This window comes from Bizionia gelidisalsuginis (genome assembly GCF_008086185.1).
GTDB lineage: Bacteria > Bacteroidota > Bacteroidia > Flavobacteriales > Flavobacteriaceae > Bizionia > Bizionia saleffrena.
Window position 1 is genome coordinate 129,018 of record NZ_VSKN01000008.1, and the last position, 18,808, is coordinate 147,825.

At 35.4% G+C, this 18,808-nt stretch carries 18 protein-coding genes; 11 read left to right on the forward strand and 7 right to left on the reverse strand.

Features of this window, described 5'->3' with window-relative positions; genetic code table 11:
• The first annotated feature begins 180 nt into the window (after nucleotides 1-180).
• The 4 genes from ES677_RS08045 to ES677_RS08060 all read left to right on the forward strand — a co-directional run bounded on the left by ES677_RS08045 (nucleotide 181) and on the right by ES677_RS08060 (nucleotide 4,069).
• Nucleotides 181-873: a hypothetical protein gene (locus tag ES677_RS08045; RefSeq protein WP_148370050.1), complete on the forward strand. Its 693-nt coding sequence runs from the start codon at nucleotides 181-183 to the stop codon at nucleotides 871-873.
• A 69-nt stretch (nucleotides 874-942) separates the two neighbouring features.
• Complete coding sequence (gene kynU / locus ES677_RS08050; RefSeq protein WP_148380972.1) at nucleotides 943-2,214, forward strand: kynureninase; 1,272 nt, start codon at nucleotides 943-945, stop codon at nucleotides 2,212-2,214.
• Nucleotides 2,207-3,619 carry an FAD-dependent oxidoreductase gene (locus ES677_RS08055; RefSeq protein ID WP_148370052.1) on the forward strand — a complete coding sequence of 471 codons (1,413 nt, stop codon included), beginning with the start codon at nucleotides 2,207-2,209 and terminating at the stop codon, nucleotides 3,617-3,619. The genes kynU and ES677_RS08055 overlap by 8 nt, the downstream gene beginning before the upstream one ends.
• A gap of 6 nt (nucleotides 3,620-3,625) precedes the next feature.
• The gene (locus ES677_RS08060; RefSeq protein ID WP_148370053.1) at nucleotides 3,626-4,069 is read left to right on the forward strand and encodes a RidA family protein; all 444 of its coding nucleotides are present in this window, start codon (nucleotides 3,626-3,628) and stop codon (nucleotides 4,067-4,069) included.
• Here ES677_RS08060 and ES677_RS08065 read toward each other — a convergent pair.
• Nucleotides 4,066-4,281, reverse strand: coding sequence for an SdpI family protein (locus tag ES677_RS08065; RefSeq protein ID WP_148380973.1), 216 nt, complete (start codon nucleotides 4,279-4,281; stop codon nucleotides 4,066-4,068). The two genes, ES677_RS08060 and ES677_RS08065, sit on opposite strands and share 4 nt — an antisense overlap.
• A 211-nt stretch (nucleotides 4,282-4,492) precedes the next feature.
• Between ES677_RS08065 and ES677_RS08070 the strand changes: the two genes are divergently transcribed.
• The 5 genes from ES677_RS08070 (at nucleotide 4,493) to ES677_RS08090 (ending at nucleotide 9,387) form a co-directional block, all read left to right on the forward strand.
• Nucleotides 4,493-5,932, forward strand: a complete 1,440-nt coding sequence (locus ES677_RS08070) for an aldehyde dehydrogenase (RefSeq protein WP_148380974.1) — start codon at nucleotides 4,493-4,495, stop codon at nucleotides 5,930-5,932.
• 133 nt (nucleotides 5,933-6,065) lie between these two features.
• Complete coding sequence (locus ES677_RS08075; RefSeq protein ID WP_148370056.1) at nucleotides 6,066-6,848, forward strand: SDR family oxidoreductase; 783 nt, start codon at nucleotides 6,066-6,068, stop codon at nucleotides 6,846-6,848.
• 174 nt (nucleotides 6,849-7,022) lie between these two features.
• Nucleotides 7,023-7,556, forward strand: coding sequence for a 3-hydroxyanthranilate 3,4-dioxygenase (locus ES677_RS08080; RefSeq protein ID WP_148370057.1), 534 nt, complete (start codon nucleotides 7,023-7,025; stop codon nucleotides 7,554-7,556).
• 104 nt (nucleotides 7,557-7,660) lie between these two features.
• A complete protein-coding gene (locus ES677_RS08085) occupies nucleotides 7,661-8,746 on the forward strand; it encodes an amidohydrolase family protein (RefSeq protein WP_148370058.1) in 1,086 nt (361 codons plus the stop codon).
• A complete protein-coding gene (locus ES677_RS08090; protein WP_148370059.1) occupies nucleotides 8,746-9,387 on the forward strand; it encodes an O-methyltransferase in 642 nt (213 codons plus the stop codon). The genes ES677_RS08085 and ES677_RS08090 overlap by 1 nt, the downstream gene beginning before the upstream one ends.
• Before the next feature lie 303 nt (nucleotides 9,388-9,690).
• On the opposite strand, the gene ES677_RS08095 is transcribed toward ES677_RS08090, so the two are convergent.
• The 5 genes from ES677_RS08095 to ES677_RS08115 form a co-directional block, all read right to left on the reverse strand.
• Complete coding sequence (locus tag ES677_RS08095) at nucleotides 9,691-11,202, reverse strand: S8 family peptidase (RefSeq protein ID WP_148380975.1); 1,512 nt, start codon at nucleotides 11,200-11,202, stop codon at nucleotides 9,691-9,693.
• A gap of 102 nt (nucleotides 11,203-11,304) precedes the next feature.
• A complete protein-coding gene (gene tatA / locus ES677_RS08100; protein ID WP_148370061.1) occupies nucleotides 11,305-11,592 on the reverse strand; it encodes a twin-arginine translocase TatA/TatE family subunit in 288 nt (95 codons plus the stop codon).
• Nucleotides 11,593-11,714: 122 nt separating this feature from the next.
• Complete coding sequence (locus ES677_RS08105; RefSeq protein ID WP_148370062.1) at nucleotides 11,715-12,242, reverse strand: inorganic diphosphatase; 528 nt, start codon at nucleotides 12,240-12,242, stop codon at nucleotides 11,715-11,717.
• Between the two features lie 352 nt (nucleotides 12,243-12,594).
• The gene (locus tag ES677_RS08110; protein WP_148380976.1) at nucleotides 12,595-15,096 is read right to left on the reverse strand and encodes a DUF5686 and carboxypeptidase-like regulatory domain-containing protein; all 2,502 of its coding nucleotides are present in this window, start codon (nucleotides 15,094-15,096) and stop codon (nucleotides 12,595-12,597) included.
• 71 nt (nucleotides 15,097-15,167) lie between these two features.
• Nucleotides 15,168-16,145: a pyruvate dehydrogenase complex E1 component subunit beta gene (locus ES677_RS08115; RefSeq protein ID WP_148370064.1), complete on the reverse strand. Its 978-nt coding sequence runs from the start codon at nucleotides 16,143-16,145 to the stop codon at nucleotides 15,168-15,170.
• A 421-nt stretch (nucleotides 16,146-16,566) separates the two neighbouring features.
• On the opposite strand from ES677_RS08115, the gene ES677_RS08120 reads away from it, so the two are divergent.
• Nucleotides 16,567-17,265 carry a GLPGLI family protein gene (locus tag ES677_RS08120; protein WP_148380977.1) on the forward strand — a complete coding sequence of 233 codons (699 nt, stop codon included), beginning with the start codon at nucleotides 16,567-16,569 and terminating at the stop codon, nucleotides 17,263-17,265.
• Complete coding sequence (locus ES677_RS08125; protein ID WP_148380978.1) at nucleotides 17,265-18,683, forward strand: carboxypeptidase-like regulatory domain-containing protein; 1,419 nt, start codon at nucleotides 17,265-17,267, stop codon at nucleotides 18,681-18,683. The genes ES677_RS08120 and ES677_RS08125 overlap by 1 nt, the downstream gene beginning before the upstream one ends.
• A 1-nt stretch (nucleotide 18,684) precedes the next feature.
• On the opposite strand, the gene ES677_RS15875 is transcribed toward ES677_RS08125, so the two are convergent.
• Nucleotides 18,685-18,808, reverse strand: a 124-nt coding sequence (locus tag ES677_RS15875) for an IS3 family transposase (RefSeq protein ID WP_394349293.1), incomplete at its 5' end; no start/stop codon positions are given.

An 18,808-nucleotide genomic window follows, 5' to 3' on the forward strand; every position in this document is an offset into this window, starting at 1 on the left:
AAACATCCAAGTTACCTCTTTTACTCGTATATCTATTAAACAACTATTCCGCTTCGTGCGCCTATATATATTTGAAGTGCTTTTACCACTGGTAAGAGCACTTTCTGTTTTACACAAAATCGTAACAATATGTTTATAACTTAGCAATATTTATTAATTTTACAAAAAACACTTCACATTATGTCTAAATATATTTTTATCTTCTGCCTCGCTCTTATCATTTCATCTTGCAAAAACGAAAAACAAAGTGACGTTACAACAGAAACAACTGTTGTAAAAGAAGTATCTATTGCAGAAAAAATCGCGAATGCACACGGCTATGACCATTGGGATGTTGTTACCGAAATTCAATTTACATTTAATGTGGATAAAGATTCTACGCATTTTGAACGCCAATGGAAATGGTTCCCAAAAGAAAATAAAGTAGAACTTATAAAAAACACTGAAAACACTATAAGTTATAACCGAAATGCTGTAGACAGTTTAGCGATGACAATAGACAAGGGTTTTATAAACGATAAATATTGGTTGCTAGCGCCTTTTAATTTAGTTTGGGACGAAGGCACGTCGGTCTCTGAGCCTACAAAAGAAGTCGCTCCAATTAGTAATAACACTTTAAATAAAATCACTTTAACCTATTCTAATAATGGTGGTTACACCCCTGGCGATGCCTACGATATTTTCTACGGTGACGACTACCTAATTAAAGAATGGATCTATAGAAGAGGCAATAGTGCAGAACCAACAATGGCGACGACTTGGGAAGATTACGAGACTTTTGGCGGCTTAAAAATAGCGAAATCTCATAAGAAATCGGGTGAGAACTGGAACCTAAACTTCACCAATATTAAGGTGATTTCTAAATCGCTTTAGAAATTTAAAATTGCTTCTCTACTAAATTATTAATCCTTATTTTTGTTGGAAACCAAAAAATAACACATTTTGTCCAACTACAAATTAGGTCTTGATTACGCTAAGCAATTAGATAAAGAAGACGAACTAGCCCACTATAGAAACCAATTCCATATACCAAAAGATAAAACTGGAAACGAACTTATTTATCTCTGCGGAAATTCTCTAGGTTTACAACCAAAAGCAACCAAAGACTACATTAATCAGGAGCTCGAAGATTGGGCAAATCTTGGTGTTGAAGGGCATACCGATGCTAAAAACCCTTGGCTTGCCTACCACGAATTTTTAACCGAAAGTATGGCAAAAGTGGTTGGCGCTAAACCTATAGAGGTGGTAATTATGAACACCCTTACGGCAAATCTTCATTTTATGATGGTTAGCTTTTATAAACCTACCCCAAAACGTTCCAAAATTTTAATCGAGTCGGATGCGTTTCCTAGCGATAAATATGCCGTAGAATCTCAATTACGCCATCACGGTTACGACGATAAAGAAGATTTAGTCCTTTGGGCGCCTCGTAAAGGGGAAGAATTAGCACGTTACGAAGATTTAGAAGCTATTTTAGAAGCGCAAGGTGACGCTATTGCTTTAGTAATGATTGGTGGTGTAAATTATTACACGGGGCAATACTTCGATTTAAAACGCATCGCGGCTTTAGCACACAAACACGGCTGTAAGGTTGGTTTTGATTGTGCACACGGCGCCGGAAACGTCGCCCTTAATCTTCATGATTCGGGAGCTGATTTTGCTGTGTGGTGTACCTATAAATATATGAATTCTGGCCCAGGAAGTCTAGGCGGATGCTTCGTACATGAAAGACATGCCCACAACAAAGACTTAAACCGTTTTACAGGGTGGTGGAGCCACAACAAAGAAACACGTTTTAATATGCGTGGCGAATTTGAGGCACTTGCTGGTGCCGAAGGTTGGCAGTTAAGCAACCCTCCTATTCTATCAATGGCCGCTATAAAAGCTTCTGCCGATATGTTTAACGGGGTAGGAATGGAAAAACTAATTAAGAAATCGAAACTTATTACAGGTTATTTCGAGTTTTTAATTCAGCAATTAAACAATTCAGATATTAAAATAATAACACCAAGTAATCCAGACGCGCGTGGCTGCCAATTATCTATTCAGGTAAAAAATGCAGACCGTTCACTACACGATAAATTAACGGCTGCGGGAGTGATTAGCGATTGGAGAGAACCAGACGTTATTCGTTGTGCTCCAATACCGTTTTACAACACGTATCAAGATGTGTATTTAATGGTTGAAAAACTGAAAACTATTTTAAATGATTAAGGAAAAAAACATACAGATAATAGGCGCAGGACTTTGTGGTTCTTTATTAGCTTTACGATTAGGTCAACGTGGTTACAACGTTACCGTTTTCGAAAAACGCCCCGACTTACGAAAAGTAGATATTTCTGCTGGACGTTCTATAAACCTAGCGCTTTCAGATCGCGGTTTTGCAGCAATAGATTTGGTAGGCATTCAAGATAAAGTACAACCATTTTGTATTCCTATGAATGGACGTATGCTTCATGATACAGAAGGTAACACCGTTTTGGCACCATACAGTGGACGCGAACACGAGTACATTAACTCTATTTCTCGTGGTGATTTAAATAGTTTATTATTGGATGAAGCGGAAGCGTTACCGAACGTTACCTTACATTTTAATTACGACTGTCGTTCTGTGGATTTCGAAAATGCAACGTCACATTTTTATAATTACGAAACTAAAAAAGAATCGTCCCAATCCGCAGATGTTATTTTTGGTACCGATGGCGCAGGATCTGCCCTTAGAAAAAATTACTATCTAGAAAATAAGTTTTTATTTAGTTTTTCGCAAGATTATTTAACGCACGGTTATAAAGAATTAAGCATTTTACCAGCCGAAAATAACGGCTATAAAGCCTATAAAAATGCATTGCATATTTGGGGGCGTGGCGATTTTATGCTTATCGCATTACCAAATTTAGATGGTAGTTTTACTGTTACTCTATTTTTAAGCTACGCGGAAGGGGACTACAACTTTAATAACTTAACCACTAAAGAGCGTGTTTTAGAATTCTTTGAAAAATATTTTAAAGATGCTCTAGAATTAATGCCGAACCTCATCGATGACTTTTTCGAAAACCCGACAGCTCCACTAGGCACTGTTAAATGTTCACCTTGGCATTATAAAGGAAAAACAATTTTATTAGGCGATGCCGCGCATGCTATTGTTCCGTTTTACGGACAAGGTATGAACGCGTCTTTTGAAGATGTTGTAGAATTTGATAAATTTTTAGATCTAGATTTCACCACTTGGGAACGTGTTTTTGAAGCTTTCGAGAAATCGAGAAAACAAGATACCGATGCTATTGCCGATTTAGCTATAGACAACTTTCACGAAATGAAAGGTCACGTCAATCACACAGATTTTAGAGAAAAAAGAAGTTTGGAAATGGCTTTCGAAAAACAATTCCCTAACGACTATTCTTCAAAATATTCTTTAGTGACTTTCAATGAAAAAATAGGATATCGTGAAGCGATGTTAAGAGGTCGCGCACAAGACAAAGCAATTTTAAATATGCTTGCGGATAAGGTCATAAAAACACCCTTAGATTTATCGCCTGATACTCTTAAACAAACTTTACAAAACGTACAAAAAGAAACCAATAACATTCTAGAAGACGATAGAGTTGCTGGTTTAAAATAATATATAATGAAAGATCAACACACAGAAGCTTCAGCTTCAAACGAGACAAAAATAGTAACACCAAGAGGTGCTTATCCGCACACAAAACGCGTAGGCGATTTCATATTTGTTTCTGGTACCAGTTCTCGCCGAGCAGATAATACAATCGCTGGTGTAGATATTATTGACGAAATGGGCACTAAACACTTAAATGCCGAAGTACAAACGCGTGAGGTTATAAAAAACATAGAGAAGAACTTAGCGAAAGAAGGAGCAACATTAAAAGATGTTGTCGATGTCACCTCCTTTCTTGTTAATATGAATGACTTTGCAGGTTATAATAAAGCGTACGGAGCGTTTTTTAACAAAGAAGACGGCCCAACAAGAACCACAGTTGCTGTACATCAATTACCACATCCAGATTTGGTGGTAGAAATTAAAGTGATGGCTTATAAGAAAAAAGAATCTTAAGAATTAAATTTTTTAATGAGGGCTTTTTCGGTTCTATAAATAACATAAAAGGATCCCATTATAAAAAATGGAATAGCTAAGGACGGCCCTATTACTTCACCGAGGTTTATAAACAAACCTATACACCCTAAAATAAATAGTAATAGGTCATATTTAATAAATAATTTATTAGAATACAAATGAGCAAAGTCCCAATGCAGTTGACTTTTCATTGGGTTCTATGTGATAAAGCCGTAAAACCAATTCACTGATTGTGGTGTGTATTTTTTAAACCAATATCCGGTAAGAAACGTGAAAAATGAAAAACCAAATAGGATTATAGAAAAAAGATTTTCTGGTGTAATCATAAAGGCTATTTAAAAGAAAGCTAAAGGATTAAAATAATATATTTCAATAAATATTTAGATATAAATCATAATTTTAATGACTATACAAAACTACATCAACGGGCAATTTCAAGATCCTTTAGAAAATAATTGGATCGATAACTATTCTCCTGCAAATGGTGAAATATACGGTAAAATACCGAGTTCCACAACAACCGATGTTGACGCAGCTTATACGGCCGCAAAACAAGCATTCCCTAGTTGGTCTAAAACCACTTTAGAAACCCGCAGTCGTATTCTCATTAAAATTTCAGAATTATTAGAAGCCCATATTCAACGGTTCGCAGCAGCCGAAAGCAAAGATAATGGCAAACCCATTAGTCTTGCTAAGGCTGTAGATATTCCTAGAGCAGCGAGCAATTTTCGTTTCTTCGGAAACGCTATCACCCAGTTCGCTAGCGAAAGTCACGAAAGTGTTGGCCAAGGCGCCGTAAACTATACGCTACGCCAACCTATTGGAGTTGTGGGCTGTATTTCACCATGGAATTTACCCTTGTATTTATTTACGTGGAAGATCGCTCCAGCCATTGCTGCAGGAAATTGTGTTGTAGCCAAACCTAGTGAGGTTACACCAATGACCGCTTATTTACTGGGAGAGATCTGTAACGCAGCTGGGCTACCAAAAGGTGTTTTAAATATTGTGCATGGCTTAGGTACTTCCACAGGTCAAGCTATTGTAGAACATAAAGATATTAAAGCGATCTCATTTACAGGCGGCACAGAAACTGGTGCTCATATTGCGAGAGTAGCTGCCCCGATGTTTAAAAAACTATCTTTAGAATTAGGCGGGAAAAACCCAAATATCATTTTTGCAGATTGCGATTATAACGATATGCTGAATACAACAGTACGCTCTTCCTTTGCCAATCAAGGACAAATTTGCCTGTGTGGAAGCCGCATCTTTGTGGAAGCTTCCATTTATGAGCAATTTAAAAAAGATTTTGTAGCAAAAGTATCCGCTTTAAAAGTAGGTCACCCGTCTGAGGAGTCAACAAATATCGGTGCTTTAGTCTCTAAATCGCATTTGGAGAAAGTAATGGGTTATATTGCTATCGCTAAAGAAGAAAATGGTATAATACTTTGTGGTGGTAATAAAGTCACGGTAAAAGGCTACGAAAACGGCTATTATTTAGAACCTACTGTTATCGAGGTTACTACGGACGACTGCCGTGTCAATCAAGAAGAGATTTTCGGGCCTGTAGTTACCATTATGCCTTTTACTACTGAAGAGGAAGTTCTTGAAATGGCCAATAAAGTAAAATACGGTTTATCGGCAACACTATGGACCAACAATTTGAAACGCACAATGCAATTAAGTAACCAATTACAAGCCGGTATTGTTTGGGTAAACACGTGGATGATGCGCGATTTACGCACCCCTTTTGGTGGTGTAAAAGCAAGTGGTGTTGGCCGCGAAGGTGGTTTTGAAGCCCTGCGGTTTTTCACCGAAGCGAAGAATGTGTGTATTAAATATTAGAAAAATAAATATAAGAAATCAACCCGGTCTCGACTGCGTTGGAACGGTCAACGAAACGAAATTATAATGCATTCAAATTTCACCCTCGAATGCAGTCGAGAGGCTACTTTTGAAAAAATAAATTACAAAAAAAATGAACTTAAACTTAAATAATAAAAACGCATTGGTTTGCGGAAGCACAGCAGGAATAGGAAAAGCAACGGCTATGGCTTTAGCTGAAGAAGGTGTAAACGTGACTTTAATTGCGAGAAATGAAGACAAATTGAAAGCTGTTTTAGCCGAATTACCTCAGCATAGAAACCATAGTTATATTGTTGCCGACTTTTCTAATCCTGAGACCTTAAAAACAAAGGTTTCTGAGTATGTTAAAGCGAATCACGGATTTCATATTTTAGTAAATAATACTGGAGGCCCAAAAGGAGGTCCCGTATTTTCGGCGGAATTAGCTGAGTTTGAAAGTGCCTTTACGCAACATTTAAAATGTAACCACGTTTTAGCGCAAGCAGTAGTACCGTTTATGAAAAAAGAAAGTTACGGTCGTATCGTAAATATTATTTCCACGTCGGTAAAACAACCTTTAGACGGTTTAGGCGTTAGTAACACCATTCGTGGTGCAGTTGCTAGTTGGAGTAAAACGTTAGCCAATGAGCTTGGTGGTTTTGGCATCACGGTGAATAATGTATTACCGGGCGCTACAGGAACGGAGCGTTTAGAAGAAATTATAAAAAATAAAGCAGCCAAAACAGGTGTTAGTATTGACGCTGCAAGCAATGCGATGAAAAGTGCTGTGCCTGCAAAACGTTTTGCTAAACCTGAAGAAATTGCCAATGCGGTTACGTTTTTAACTAGTGAAGCCGCAAGTTATATAAACGGTATTAATCTTCCTGTTGACGGTGGAAGAACAAAATCGTTATAAAAGCAACGACATTCTTTTTTTGATGTGTAGAATAATGCTTAATTTTAATATCGAAATCTGCGTTAAGGATTGATGCGGCATCCTTTTTATAGACCTTATGCAAATGCAGAATGTCTATAAAAAGATATAGCGGAAAGCCTGCCCCGATAGGGAAACGCACAAAAATATAAAACCATGAGTAATTTAGTATCGCCTTTAAATTTTAAGGCTTGGATTGAAGAAAACAGACACCTTTTAAAACCGCCAGTAGGTAATAAAGTAGTGTGGAAGGATGGTGATTTTATTGTAATGGTTGTTGGCGGACCAAACAGTAGAAAGGATTACCATTATAACGAAACACCCGAGTTTTTCTATCAAGTTGAGGGTGATATGGTGCTTAAAATTATTGATAATGGTACACCAAAAGATGTGCATATTAAAGAAGGTGATATTTATTTGTTACCTCCAAAAGTACCGCATTCCCCGCAACGAGAAGCCAATACAGTAGGACTCGTTATAGAATACAAGCGCCCAGAAGGTATGCGCGATGCCTTACTTTGGTTTTGCGAAAATTGTACTACAAAATTATATGAAGAAGATTTTACGGTAGAAAATATTGAAACGGATATGCCTAAAATTTTCGATAAATATTATAGTGATAAAGACAAGCGTTTGTGTCCAAATTGTGGCGAAACGATGCAACCACCAAAACAAGTAAAAATAGAATAAATACGGTGTTACTTTTTTAAAAACACTACGAAACCAAATACAAATTTACTTTCTGTTTTACAGAAAAAACCATTAAAGATTCCTGACCTCTCAGGACCAGAACTATGAAACGTAAACTTAGAATCAACGGCCACTCTCACCTCCTACCTTATCCGGAAGAGATTCCTCAATTTATGAAGGATAAAGAGATTTTTTGGGTAGATAATGATCGGAAATTTATGCTTCAAAAAGACTGGAGCCGACCGGTAACAGATTCTAGTTTTTTCTTGGATGAAAAGTTAGCATGGATGGAGCGTTTTAAAATTGACCATGCGGTTATTTTAAACTTATCACAATTGTATGGTAATGGTTTGCGTGTTGAAGAAATGAAGCAAGCCTTGCGTTTTCAGAACGATTTTAATGCTAAAGTACAACGCGAAAATCCGAGTAAATTTACTTGCGGTTTTGTAGTACACCCTGGTTTTGTTCGCGGTGCATGTTGGGAAATTGAGCGTTGTGTGGAAGAATTAGATATGCGTTTACTATGTTTACCAACCCACTATATGGATACGATTGGAACATGGCGTTGTATTTTTGACGAGGAAAATGAGCCTATTTTTGAACTGGCTAACAAGTATAATTTGGCAGTTGAGATCCACCCGTACGATGGTGAGAAATTTATAAAATTAGAAAACACCTCTTGGCGTTTTCACTTGATATGGATGTTGGCACAATGTGCTGATGCCTATCACTTTTTAACCTTAAATGGTTATCAGGATAAATTTCCAAATATGAGAACGTGTTTCGCTCACGGTGGACAGTTGGCACAAATTAATTTAGGCCGCCGTATTCAAGGTTTTGATGGGAGACCCGATTTATTTGAAGGGAAACACCACCCGCGTAAAGCTGTTGGCCATAGAAACATATTCTTCGACACTTTAGTCCACGATACGGGTTCTTTAGAGCTGCTATTAGGTAATCAAGGATCGAAACAAGTTATTATGGGGTTAGACGATCCGTATCCTTTAGGGGAAATGGAAAGTGCTCAGCAATCGTCTTACCCAGGGAAAATATTAGATTTAGCGATAGAACGCGATATTATTGACCAAACGGATTATGATGCGATTTGGGAAGACAATGTGGTACGCTGGCTATGCGGTGATGACGAGGCTGAAAAGAAAAAATTAATGGACAGAATTTTAGGTAATTAATGCATTTTATACCCGAAAGACTAGATGATTATGTCGTAGCACATTCTGAAAATGAGCCCCTATTATTACAACAATTAACACGGGAAACTTTTCAAAAAATATTACAGCCCCGAATGTCTAGCGGCCCGTATCAAGGGCGTGTGCTCAGTATGATTTCGAAATTAATTAAGCCGAAACACATTCTTGAAATAGGAACGTTTACGGGGTATTCGACATTATGTTTAGCCGAAGGACTACACGGTGACGGCACGTTAGACACTATTGATATTAACGAAGAGCTTTTAGATTTTCAAAAAAAGTATTTTGAGGCGTCTGATTTTGGTTCTCAAATTTTTCAGCATCTAGGCAATGCATTAGATATTATACCCACTTTAGAGAAGACTTTTGATTTGGTTTTTATAGATGCTGATAAGGACAATTATAGTAACTACTTTCATTTAATCGTTGATAAGTTAAACCCTGGAGGTATTATTTTATCGGATAACGTGTTATGGAGCGGTAAAGTGATTGAACCTTTGGATCCTAAAGACAATATGACGAAAGCCGTTTTAGAGTATAATACTTTACTTAAAGAAGACGATCGCGTGGAAACGGTACTGCTACCTATTCGCGACGGATTAACGATTAGTAGAAGAAGGTAGCCATTATTCGCCGTTAAATAACGCAAGGCCGCTACACTTTTAGAATCAAGAATCCTAACGTGATATGAATTATCTAGAAAACAGATTGATTTTAAAAGGAAAGATAACGCGCTAGCTTCTTAAGATAAGAACTTGAAAGCAAAGCGCCTTTAAAAATTAAGTGGCGTCAATTCTTTTGGAAGGCGTGTTGAGATTGTATTCTTTTTAATCGCACACTTCTAATTATACACTATAAAAAAAACCTCTTCATTACGGAAGAGGTTTTTTTTTATGATTGATTCATTTTTTTTCAAATAGTGTCTCTCACTGAACAGCCTGTAGTGCATCGATATTACCATAACCAAAATTTGAATTTCGATTTGGATAAAATTCTGACGCTTGTTTTAACTTATTTAAAACCTGTGTACGTGTCCAATTAGGGTGTTTAGACCACACTAAAGCAGCTATTCCCGCAGTTGTTGCGGTGGCTACAGACGAACCGCCTGTATAACGACGTTCGTTGTTATAAAACCCTAAAACTGGAGGTGCTTTACTGGTGTTATTTTGTCCTTCCATAACAATCGTAAAATCGATTTTAGCGCCACTATGGCAAACATCGCATCGTTGGTAGCTAGTTCCATCTGTTACTCCAGTTACAGCCACAGTTTCACTCATAGTCGCCGGAAAAATAACTCCATAACCATTTGTAAAACTTGTCGATGTGCCTCCTGCAGCAAAAATTAGTTTACCTTTACTATGTGCATATTTTACAGCGTCTTTAATATTACCAATAGACCAAACATAACCAATAGACATAGATATGATTTTTACGTCACTCCTATTTCCCAATTCTGTTAAAGCAGCACTTACACCTTTACGCTCGTGATAATCGTTTAAAAGCACGTCTTCTGTCGCTCTATACGCTACTAAATTTGAATTATAAGCAACACCAACCGGCAAACCGTTGTCATTTCTTGGTGCCGCAAGAGCAGATGCCATAGCTGTACCATGACCGCATTTGTCGTGCGGCCCATCGTAGTTATTTGACCACCACCAATTAGAATCGATGAAGGTGCCATATTTTTGAACGAAACGCCCGTTAGAATATCCGTCGTTAAAACCAGCCGTATTTAATAAAGATTGTGACTGAGACACTCCGGTATCGATTAAACCAACCGTTATACCCGCTCCCGTACTATAGTTCCAGGCTTGAGGAATATTATGTTTGTAAAAATGCCAAGACACCTGTGCATTATTAGGAGCAATTGTAGTGTAATGTGCAGTATTTATAGATTCTCCATTTTTACTACATCCTGAGCTAGACTTATACGCTGTGTGCATCGCGTACTGGTTATAACCATTAGGCTCTAGATAGCGAATACCTTTTGTTTTACGTAACTCTTTAATGGTTGCGAAGCTTTCCACTTTCACGTCCATAACATTTATAATATCGTGTTCGACGACGGTTTCTTTTCCGCGTTTGTACGACTCCGAAGCTTCAACACGTTTTAAAATTTTGTCTTTTATGGTTTCTAAGGCCGATGACCGCTGTTCGCTAAAACTTTGTCCCTCGTTACCATAACCGATAGTTAAAATATTATTACCGTGGTATACAGCACTCCAAAGCAGATGATCGCTTGTAGATTCCCAATCGAAGGTTTGTTTACGGCTCAATTGGTCTTCAATGTATGCATTAATTTCGTCCACCGATAAAGGTTTGGATTGCGCATTGACTTGTTGTCGTTCTTCTTCTTGAAGGGTTATTACTTCATCTTTAGAACAGGATGAAATAATTACTAACAGTAGCATTAGTAATTTAAAATGTTTTCTTCTCATTTTATATCTCTTTGATGGATTGATTATCAAGATATTAAATAATTAACATTTTTTTAATAAATTTTATAAAAAATAGATAAAACACCCTTTTAGAAATAGAAATTACATTTTTCGTCTTACCGATCCTGTAAATTCTTCCAATTCGTCCTTCACTTTTGTAATTTCAGAATTAATGTCTTTGGTAATACTTGTATCGATACCATGGTTCTCTGCACTCTTAGAGATTTCACTTTTAATACCATTCGTTGCGTCTTTTAGAGTACGCATAGTTTTGCCAAGACCACGGGCTATTTCGGGTATTTTATCGGCACCAAAAACCATAACGATTATTAAAGCAATAATCGCAATCTCTGCCCCGCTAATAAATAAAAAAGTTCCTAGTTGTATCACAGCACAAATATAGTAAAGTTGTAATGGCAAAATTAAATTATTAAGTTAATTTTAGAGGCTTACTTAATAATTATTTAAAAGAAAAAACCCTTCAATTTTAATGTTGAAGGGTTTTTATGTCTTTATATTTTAAAGTCTCCGTTCGTTTTGTGTTCACTGTTTTCGTAACGATCTACACATTTGTCAAGGATAGCGTAAGCTTCTTTTGCGTCTCCCCATCCACCAACGTCTACTATTTTCTTTTCTAAATCTTTATATACTTGAAAAAAGTGAGTGATTTCTTTTATTCTATGCGGGTTTAAATCTTCTAAATCGTTGTAGCTATTCCAGATTGGGTCACTTACTGGCACACACACTATTTTTTCGTCTGGTCCTTTTTCGTCTGCCATATGGAATACTCCTATTGGCTTAACCTCCATTACACACATTGGAAATGTTGGCTCAGCACCCATTACTAAAACATCTAAAGGATCTCCATCTAAGGCTAAAGTTTCTGGAATAAACCCATAATCTCCAGGATACATCATTGAAGAGTACAACATACGGTCGAAACGAATTTTTCCTAATTCGAAATCGTATTCGTATTTATTTCTACTTCCTTTTGGTATTTCTATTAAAACGTCGAACGTTAATTTTCCTTTTGGGCTCATATTTTATTGTTTATTACTTTTGATTTTTTCTACCCCACTTTTAAGCTAAAGTGGCGTTTTCAGCCTGCAAAAATACTCAAACATTTAAGTTTTAACAAGAAATAGTTACTTTGTTTACGCTATGAGCTCTTGATTTTTAAAAATTTATAGACTTATTTCTACATTTTCACTGCAAAACAAGAAAACAGCATACAAAACCAATTTGAGAGCCGTTTATAGATTAGTCTACGAATTATTATTCGTTGTTATATGCTCCTAAAAAAGGGTGATCATTTCTTTTTGACAATGACAGCTGTTAGTTTTTAAAATTTGAATTTTCTGATTTAAGCTAAAAACCCTTAGCGACTTCCACTTAGAAATAAAAGCCAAAACTTCCGGTAACACCAAACGGTCTCGCCTCTGGATTTAGATTTTCATTTAAATAATTACCTCTAAAATTAAAATCTAACCTAAAGATTTTAAAAATATTTCCAATACCAACGCTATATTCATAATACGCCTCCTTATTTGGTGCTACATACGTTAACCCTGACGCATTAAGCGCTCTATTGCCCTCTGAAATATCACCAATAACACCTCTAAAGCCAACAATAGCTCTTAAATTATATTTTTTTAGCAACGGTATTCTCGAAAATAGGCGTCCGTTAAAGTTATGCTCAACGTGAAGCGTCGCATATTCATCGGTAACAAACTCGTAATAATCAAGCTGTGAAAATGAATTGTAAATGGAGAAATACGTCTGGTTACCTGGCACAACACTCATTAAACCTAAAGGAACATCGCCATAAGTTTTACCCACTTCTATAGTGGTTGTTAAGCGGCCAAAAGCACCAAGCGCCCATGGTTGTAAATAGGAAAATTGTAATTTTGTATAATCGAAATCACTATTGATAACGCCTTTATCACCACGAGTTACCTGCGCAAATAATCGTGGAAAATCTGAATTTTTAACACGACGTTCTACGCCAAAACCCGTCATTTCCCGTTTTGGAAAATACGATACCGAGAATGCCGTTTCGTATTGTTTAATTTCCGATTTCGTCATTGTTTGTGCCGTATCAGTATAATAATCTAAACTAAAGGTAGGCGATGCCGACTCTAAAGTTCTATATGTACCGCTTACGCGCATAACGAGATTTCTTAACGGTTCTGCTTCAAAAGCCATAGTGGTTAAGTTTACGTTTGTTAGTTTATCATTGGCTCCTGTTCCTATTACAGATGATGAGGCCAAACTGCGACCCAGCACATCGGTAGACGTGGTAAGGCTGGCTCCTATTTGCTCGACATCACGTCGATTACCTCCAGATATTATAAACCTGTTCTTTTTATCGATAAGCCATTTTCCAGAAATACCGTACTTAAACTTATTATCTTTAAAGCCATACGCGGTAAACCCCTCGACACGCCATAAATCGTTTTGTCCGAAATACGTGCGTCCGCCAGCTCGTAATCTTACACCTTCAACCTCATTATAACCAAAAGTTGAAAACACCGAACCGTAATCCAAATTTAATTCATCGAACTCGATATAACCGGACGCCAAAATGCTTCCGATGTTGTATAAACGCTTAAATTTTTTGGTTTTCTTTAAAGAATCCAGCATCGTGTACACGCCTTTTTCATCTTTACTTAGCGATTCCATTCGGTTTTCGTCCCAAAAGGCTTCATCTTGATTGTATAAATCTTCATTAAAGCTATACACTTTCTCTTTATAAAACTTTGGATCTTTTTTCTTATCGAACTCGTAATTATTATAAAGCGTTGTTCGCTTACCGTAAATGCCTTGCGATTTCTCCTTTTTATTAAAGGCAAAATCCGACATAAAGTAATCGCGTTTTATAAGAAACACAGAGTCGTTTAAAACCTCATACTCTTGTTCAATGTAAATCTCTTTTACCCAGTTTATATTGGCACTCTTTGAGGCTTGTAAGTTAATATCTTTTATAGCAAATGTGGTATCTGCTACCCAGAAATCCCCTTTAAAAGTCAGTTCGTTCTTACGCCTTGGGTAATAAATAATGTTATAACACCATTTATTGTCTATGTAAGCACTATCGGCCAACGCATAGTTATACGTATTAATTCCTGTTCGCGATAACGGACTTGTAAAACTCTTATCGAAAAATTTTAGATAGTTATCGTAGATATCAAATTCGGAGTACAAATCGTCTATAAAATCGATAATGATTTGATTATTACTAAACCCTGAATTCTTGTTTCCTTTTAAAACATTTCGTTTCTCATTACTAACATTATCACCATACACCTCGCTATACGACTCGTTAATGAACATTGGCAAATACGTTTTACCCGTTACTTTGGAAGTGTCCACTTGATCGAAAACAAACTCCATACCTTTAAATAGTTTACTATTAATAGTGGCACTATCGATTGTATTTAAGTCGAATTCTACTTTTTCGTATTTATCGTATTTATACTGCTTGTATTGCTTAAGTCCGTTTTGACGTTTGTTAGCCCATATTTTTCTTAAAATATCAATAGCTGGATTATTTTTTTTGGGTTGCTTACCAGAAATGATAACCACTTCTTGCAGCGCTGCTACATCTTCTTTTAAAACAATATCGAAATTATAGTTTACCTTTTGGGTTAAAGGAATAGTCTGGGTTTCGTAACTCACAAAAGATATGATTACGGTATCGTGGTCATTGTAATCTTCTAAATAAAAGGTACCGTTTTCATCGGAAATGGTTCCAATACTTGTGCCTTGAAAAAAGACATTGGCATAAGCAATGGGCTCATTGGCTTCGTCATAAATGTGACCACTAATTTTTATTTGCGAATAAACAGAAAGACTGCTTAAAAGAAAAAAAAAGACTATTAATTTATAATTCATATAGAGGTTTTAACACAAAAACTTCATCAACGAAAGGGCTAATGAAGTTTCATAACGTTATTATTTCACTATTATTTATACATCACCTTCTTCACTGCTTTAATGACTTCCTCGTGGTTTGGTAACCATTCGGCTAATAAAACTGATGAATATGGAGCAGGTGTATCTGCTGTATTAATTTTCACAATTGGAGCATCTAAATAATCGAATGCTTCAGATTGTACACTATAAGCTAAATCTGTCGAGACGTTTCCAAAAGGCCACGCTTCTTCTAAAATCACTAAACGATTCGTTTTTTTAACCGATTCTAAAACTGTTTTCTTATCTAAAGGTCGTACTGTTCTTAAATCGATAATTTCACAAGAAATCCCTTCTTTTTGTAATTCTTCAGCAGCAATGTAAGCTTCTTTAATAATTTTTCCAAAAGAAACAATGGTAACATCGGTCCCTTCTCTTTTAATTTCAGCAACACCCAAAGGAATTGTATATTCTCCTTCTGGCACGTCGCTTTTATCACCATACATTTGCTCACTTTCCATAAAAATTACAGGATCGTCATCGCGAATAGCCGATTTTAAAAGTCCTTTGGCATCGTAAGCATTTGATGGTACAACCACTTTTAATCCTGGCGTATTTGCAAACCAACTTTCGAATGCTTGCGAGTGTGTCGCTCCTAATTGACCCGCCGAAGCTGTAGGCCCACGAAAAACAATAGGACAATTAAATTGCCCACCAGACATTTGTCTAATTTTTGCTGCGTTATTTATAATTTGGTCAATACCTACCAGAGAGAAGTTAAAGGTCATGTATTCTACTATCGGTCTATTTCCTGTCATAGTCGACCCAATAGCGATACCAGCAAAACCTAATTCTGAAATGGGAGTATCGATAACACGCTTTGCTCCAAATTCGTCTAGCATTCCCTTAGATGCTTTATAGGCACCATTATATTCTGCTACTTCCTCGCCCATTAAGTAAACGCTCTCATCTCTGCGCATTTCTTCACTCATCGCTTCGCAAATAGCTTCTCTAAATTGAATTGTTTTCATTTATAACATTTTATTGAAAAGCAAAAATAGCAATAAAACGAAACTATTACGGAAAGAATTATTTAAAATTTATATTATATAAAATAAAAGCTAATAAATTTGGGTAATTAGTTTTTTTTGTTTTTTTTAGCAAGCACTAATATAAACCCAAATTATTTTAAATGTTATTGCTATTGTTAGTATATCTTTTATGAATTTCGCGAACACTAATGATTTAAAAGTTACTTAAATATCGCGTTAGACAATGGAGAGCGCAAAATTATATTGGTGTGTAGCCTATTATAGCGAAACTACTACGAACCCTATGGATGGTTCTACGACAGTAACTACTTATTATGCTTGCACAGAAATCTCTTTGTAAACTTTAAACCAATCAAATAACTCAGGAGCTAATTACTTTTGAGTTATTAAAAATTATAAAATGAAAAAAATACTTCTAATAACACTTTTTATATCGTCTTTTAGTTACTCTCAAACTTTAAAAGGGATTGTTTCATTTAATGCAAAAAAAAGTGTGAGCGACGAAACAGAATTGAGTGAAAAAGTAAAAAAACCGTTTATATACAGTTATATTTACTCTAATCAAGTCTCTCTACAAGAGTTAATATCTGAAGAAAAAACGTCTGTAGACACTACTATTGTTGAACACTATGAAGTAAAAGGGCTAACCCAAGAAACGGTTCAAGTGGTAAACCGTCCTTCTAAAACATCGTATTACAAGAACACAGAAACAGATGTCTATAGATTAGAGTTTTCAATGAACGCTAAAAATGTTAGCATAAAAGACGCTATTCCAGTTTATGACTGGAACTTACAGAACGAAACTGAAACCATAATTGGATACTCTTGTAAAAAAGCAACAACAGAAAGAATTTTATTTGGCAGAAAACAATACATTACTGCTTGGTATACAGAAGATATACCTATAAATAGTGGCCCAATGGATTTTACTGGTTTACCAGGACTAATCTTACAAATTGAAATTGGAGATATGAGTGTTACAAGGTTTGAAAAACTAAAATTCATAAAAGATACAACCTCAACTATTGAAGAGCCTAAAAATGAAAGCAAGATATTAAGCATTAATGAATATCAACTTAATGCAATGCGAGGAAATTAATGATTAGATCTTTAATTAATATTACTAATTTAAAAAAGCAGCTTTTCTGCTTTTTTTTATTTGTACCAGCTTTACTTATTAGTCAAACTAACATTGACGGTAATATAAAGGATACTAACAACACCCCCATTAATGGCGCAAATATTATTCTTAAAAAGACAGATACTGATGAAATTGCAACCTTCACAACCTCTAACGCCAAAGGGTATTTTAACCTACAAACAGAAACAGGTAATTATACTTTAAAAATTAGTGCCTTGGGTTTTGAAACCATTATAAAAAACATAGAACTAAAAAACACAACCTTATCACTTAACAATATTACATTAATAGAAAATAGCACGGCTTTAGAAGAGGTAATAATAAACGCAGAAAACAATGGTGTTGTTCAAAAAGGGGATGTTACACAATACAAAATTGAAAAGTTTTTAAACGGTACAGAAGAAAGTTTAAAAGATGTAATAACGAGATTACCTGGATTAGACATTAACGAAAATGGAAAAATCACTGCTAATGGAAAAGAAATTGACAGACTGCTAATTGATGGTGAAAATTTATACAAAAAACAACACCAACTTGCTACAGAAAATATAAATTCTGAAATGGTGAAAAACGCAGAACTAATAAGAAATTATAAAGATTTTGAGTCTATTAGCACAAACGATAAAACCGGAATTACTGCATTAAACATTAATATTAAAGAAGAATTTAAAAATAAATTTACAGGTAATTTTGAAACACATTTAGGCTTTAAAGATAAATATAAAGTGAATGCTTCGCTTTTTAATTTCAACAAAAGAGTGAAATTCTCATTAATACCTAGTTCTAATAACTTAGGAGAATCTACTATGAGCATACATGATTATTATGCGCTTACAGATACAGATGTTAGAAGCAACTTAAATAATGAGAGTAAAGTTACGTTTTCTAAATTAGAAGATTTACCACGTTTTTTAAATTCTAACAATAATGTTGCTGCAAAAAGTAATAATTTTGTAACAATAAGTAGTATAGCAAACCTTTCTGATAAAATAAAACTAGACTTTTATGGAATTTTCAACACTGCAGAACAAGAAGAAAACTATAGCAGAGAATTACTTTTTAAATCGCCACAAAATTTAGACGAGATTAATGAAAACAACAAAATTATAGAGAAAAATTATTTTGCCGTTTTACAATTGAAATCTATTTACAAACCTAATAAAAACAGCGTATTAACTCTAAATAATTATATAAATATTGATAACACTACCCAAGACAAAGACATAGAAAACCTAACTAACGAGAAATATATCAATACAAAAGAAACAAATAAACCTAAAAAAATTAATTTTAACTCGGAGATAAATTATAGTAAAAACATAAACTCAAATACATTTACTTCTAGCTTGGACATGCAAACAAAAAGTGCAGTATAAGTTAAGCAGCATATTTATAATTAATTTTTAAGTTATTAAATTCTTTAATTGTCAGATAATTGAGTGTTGAGTGCCTTCTCTTTTTATTATACCAAAGTTCAATATATTCAAAGATATCTCTTTCC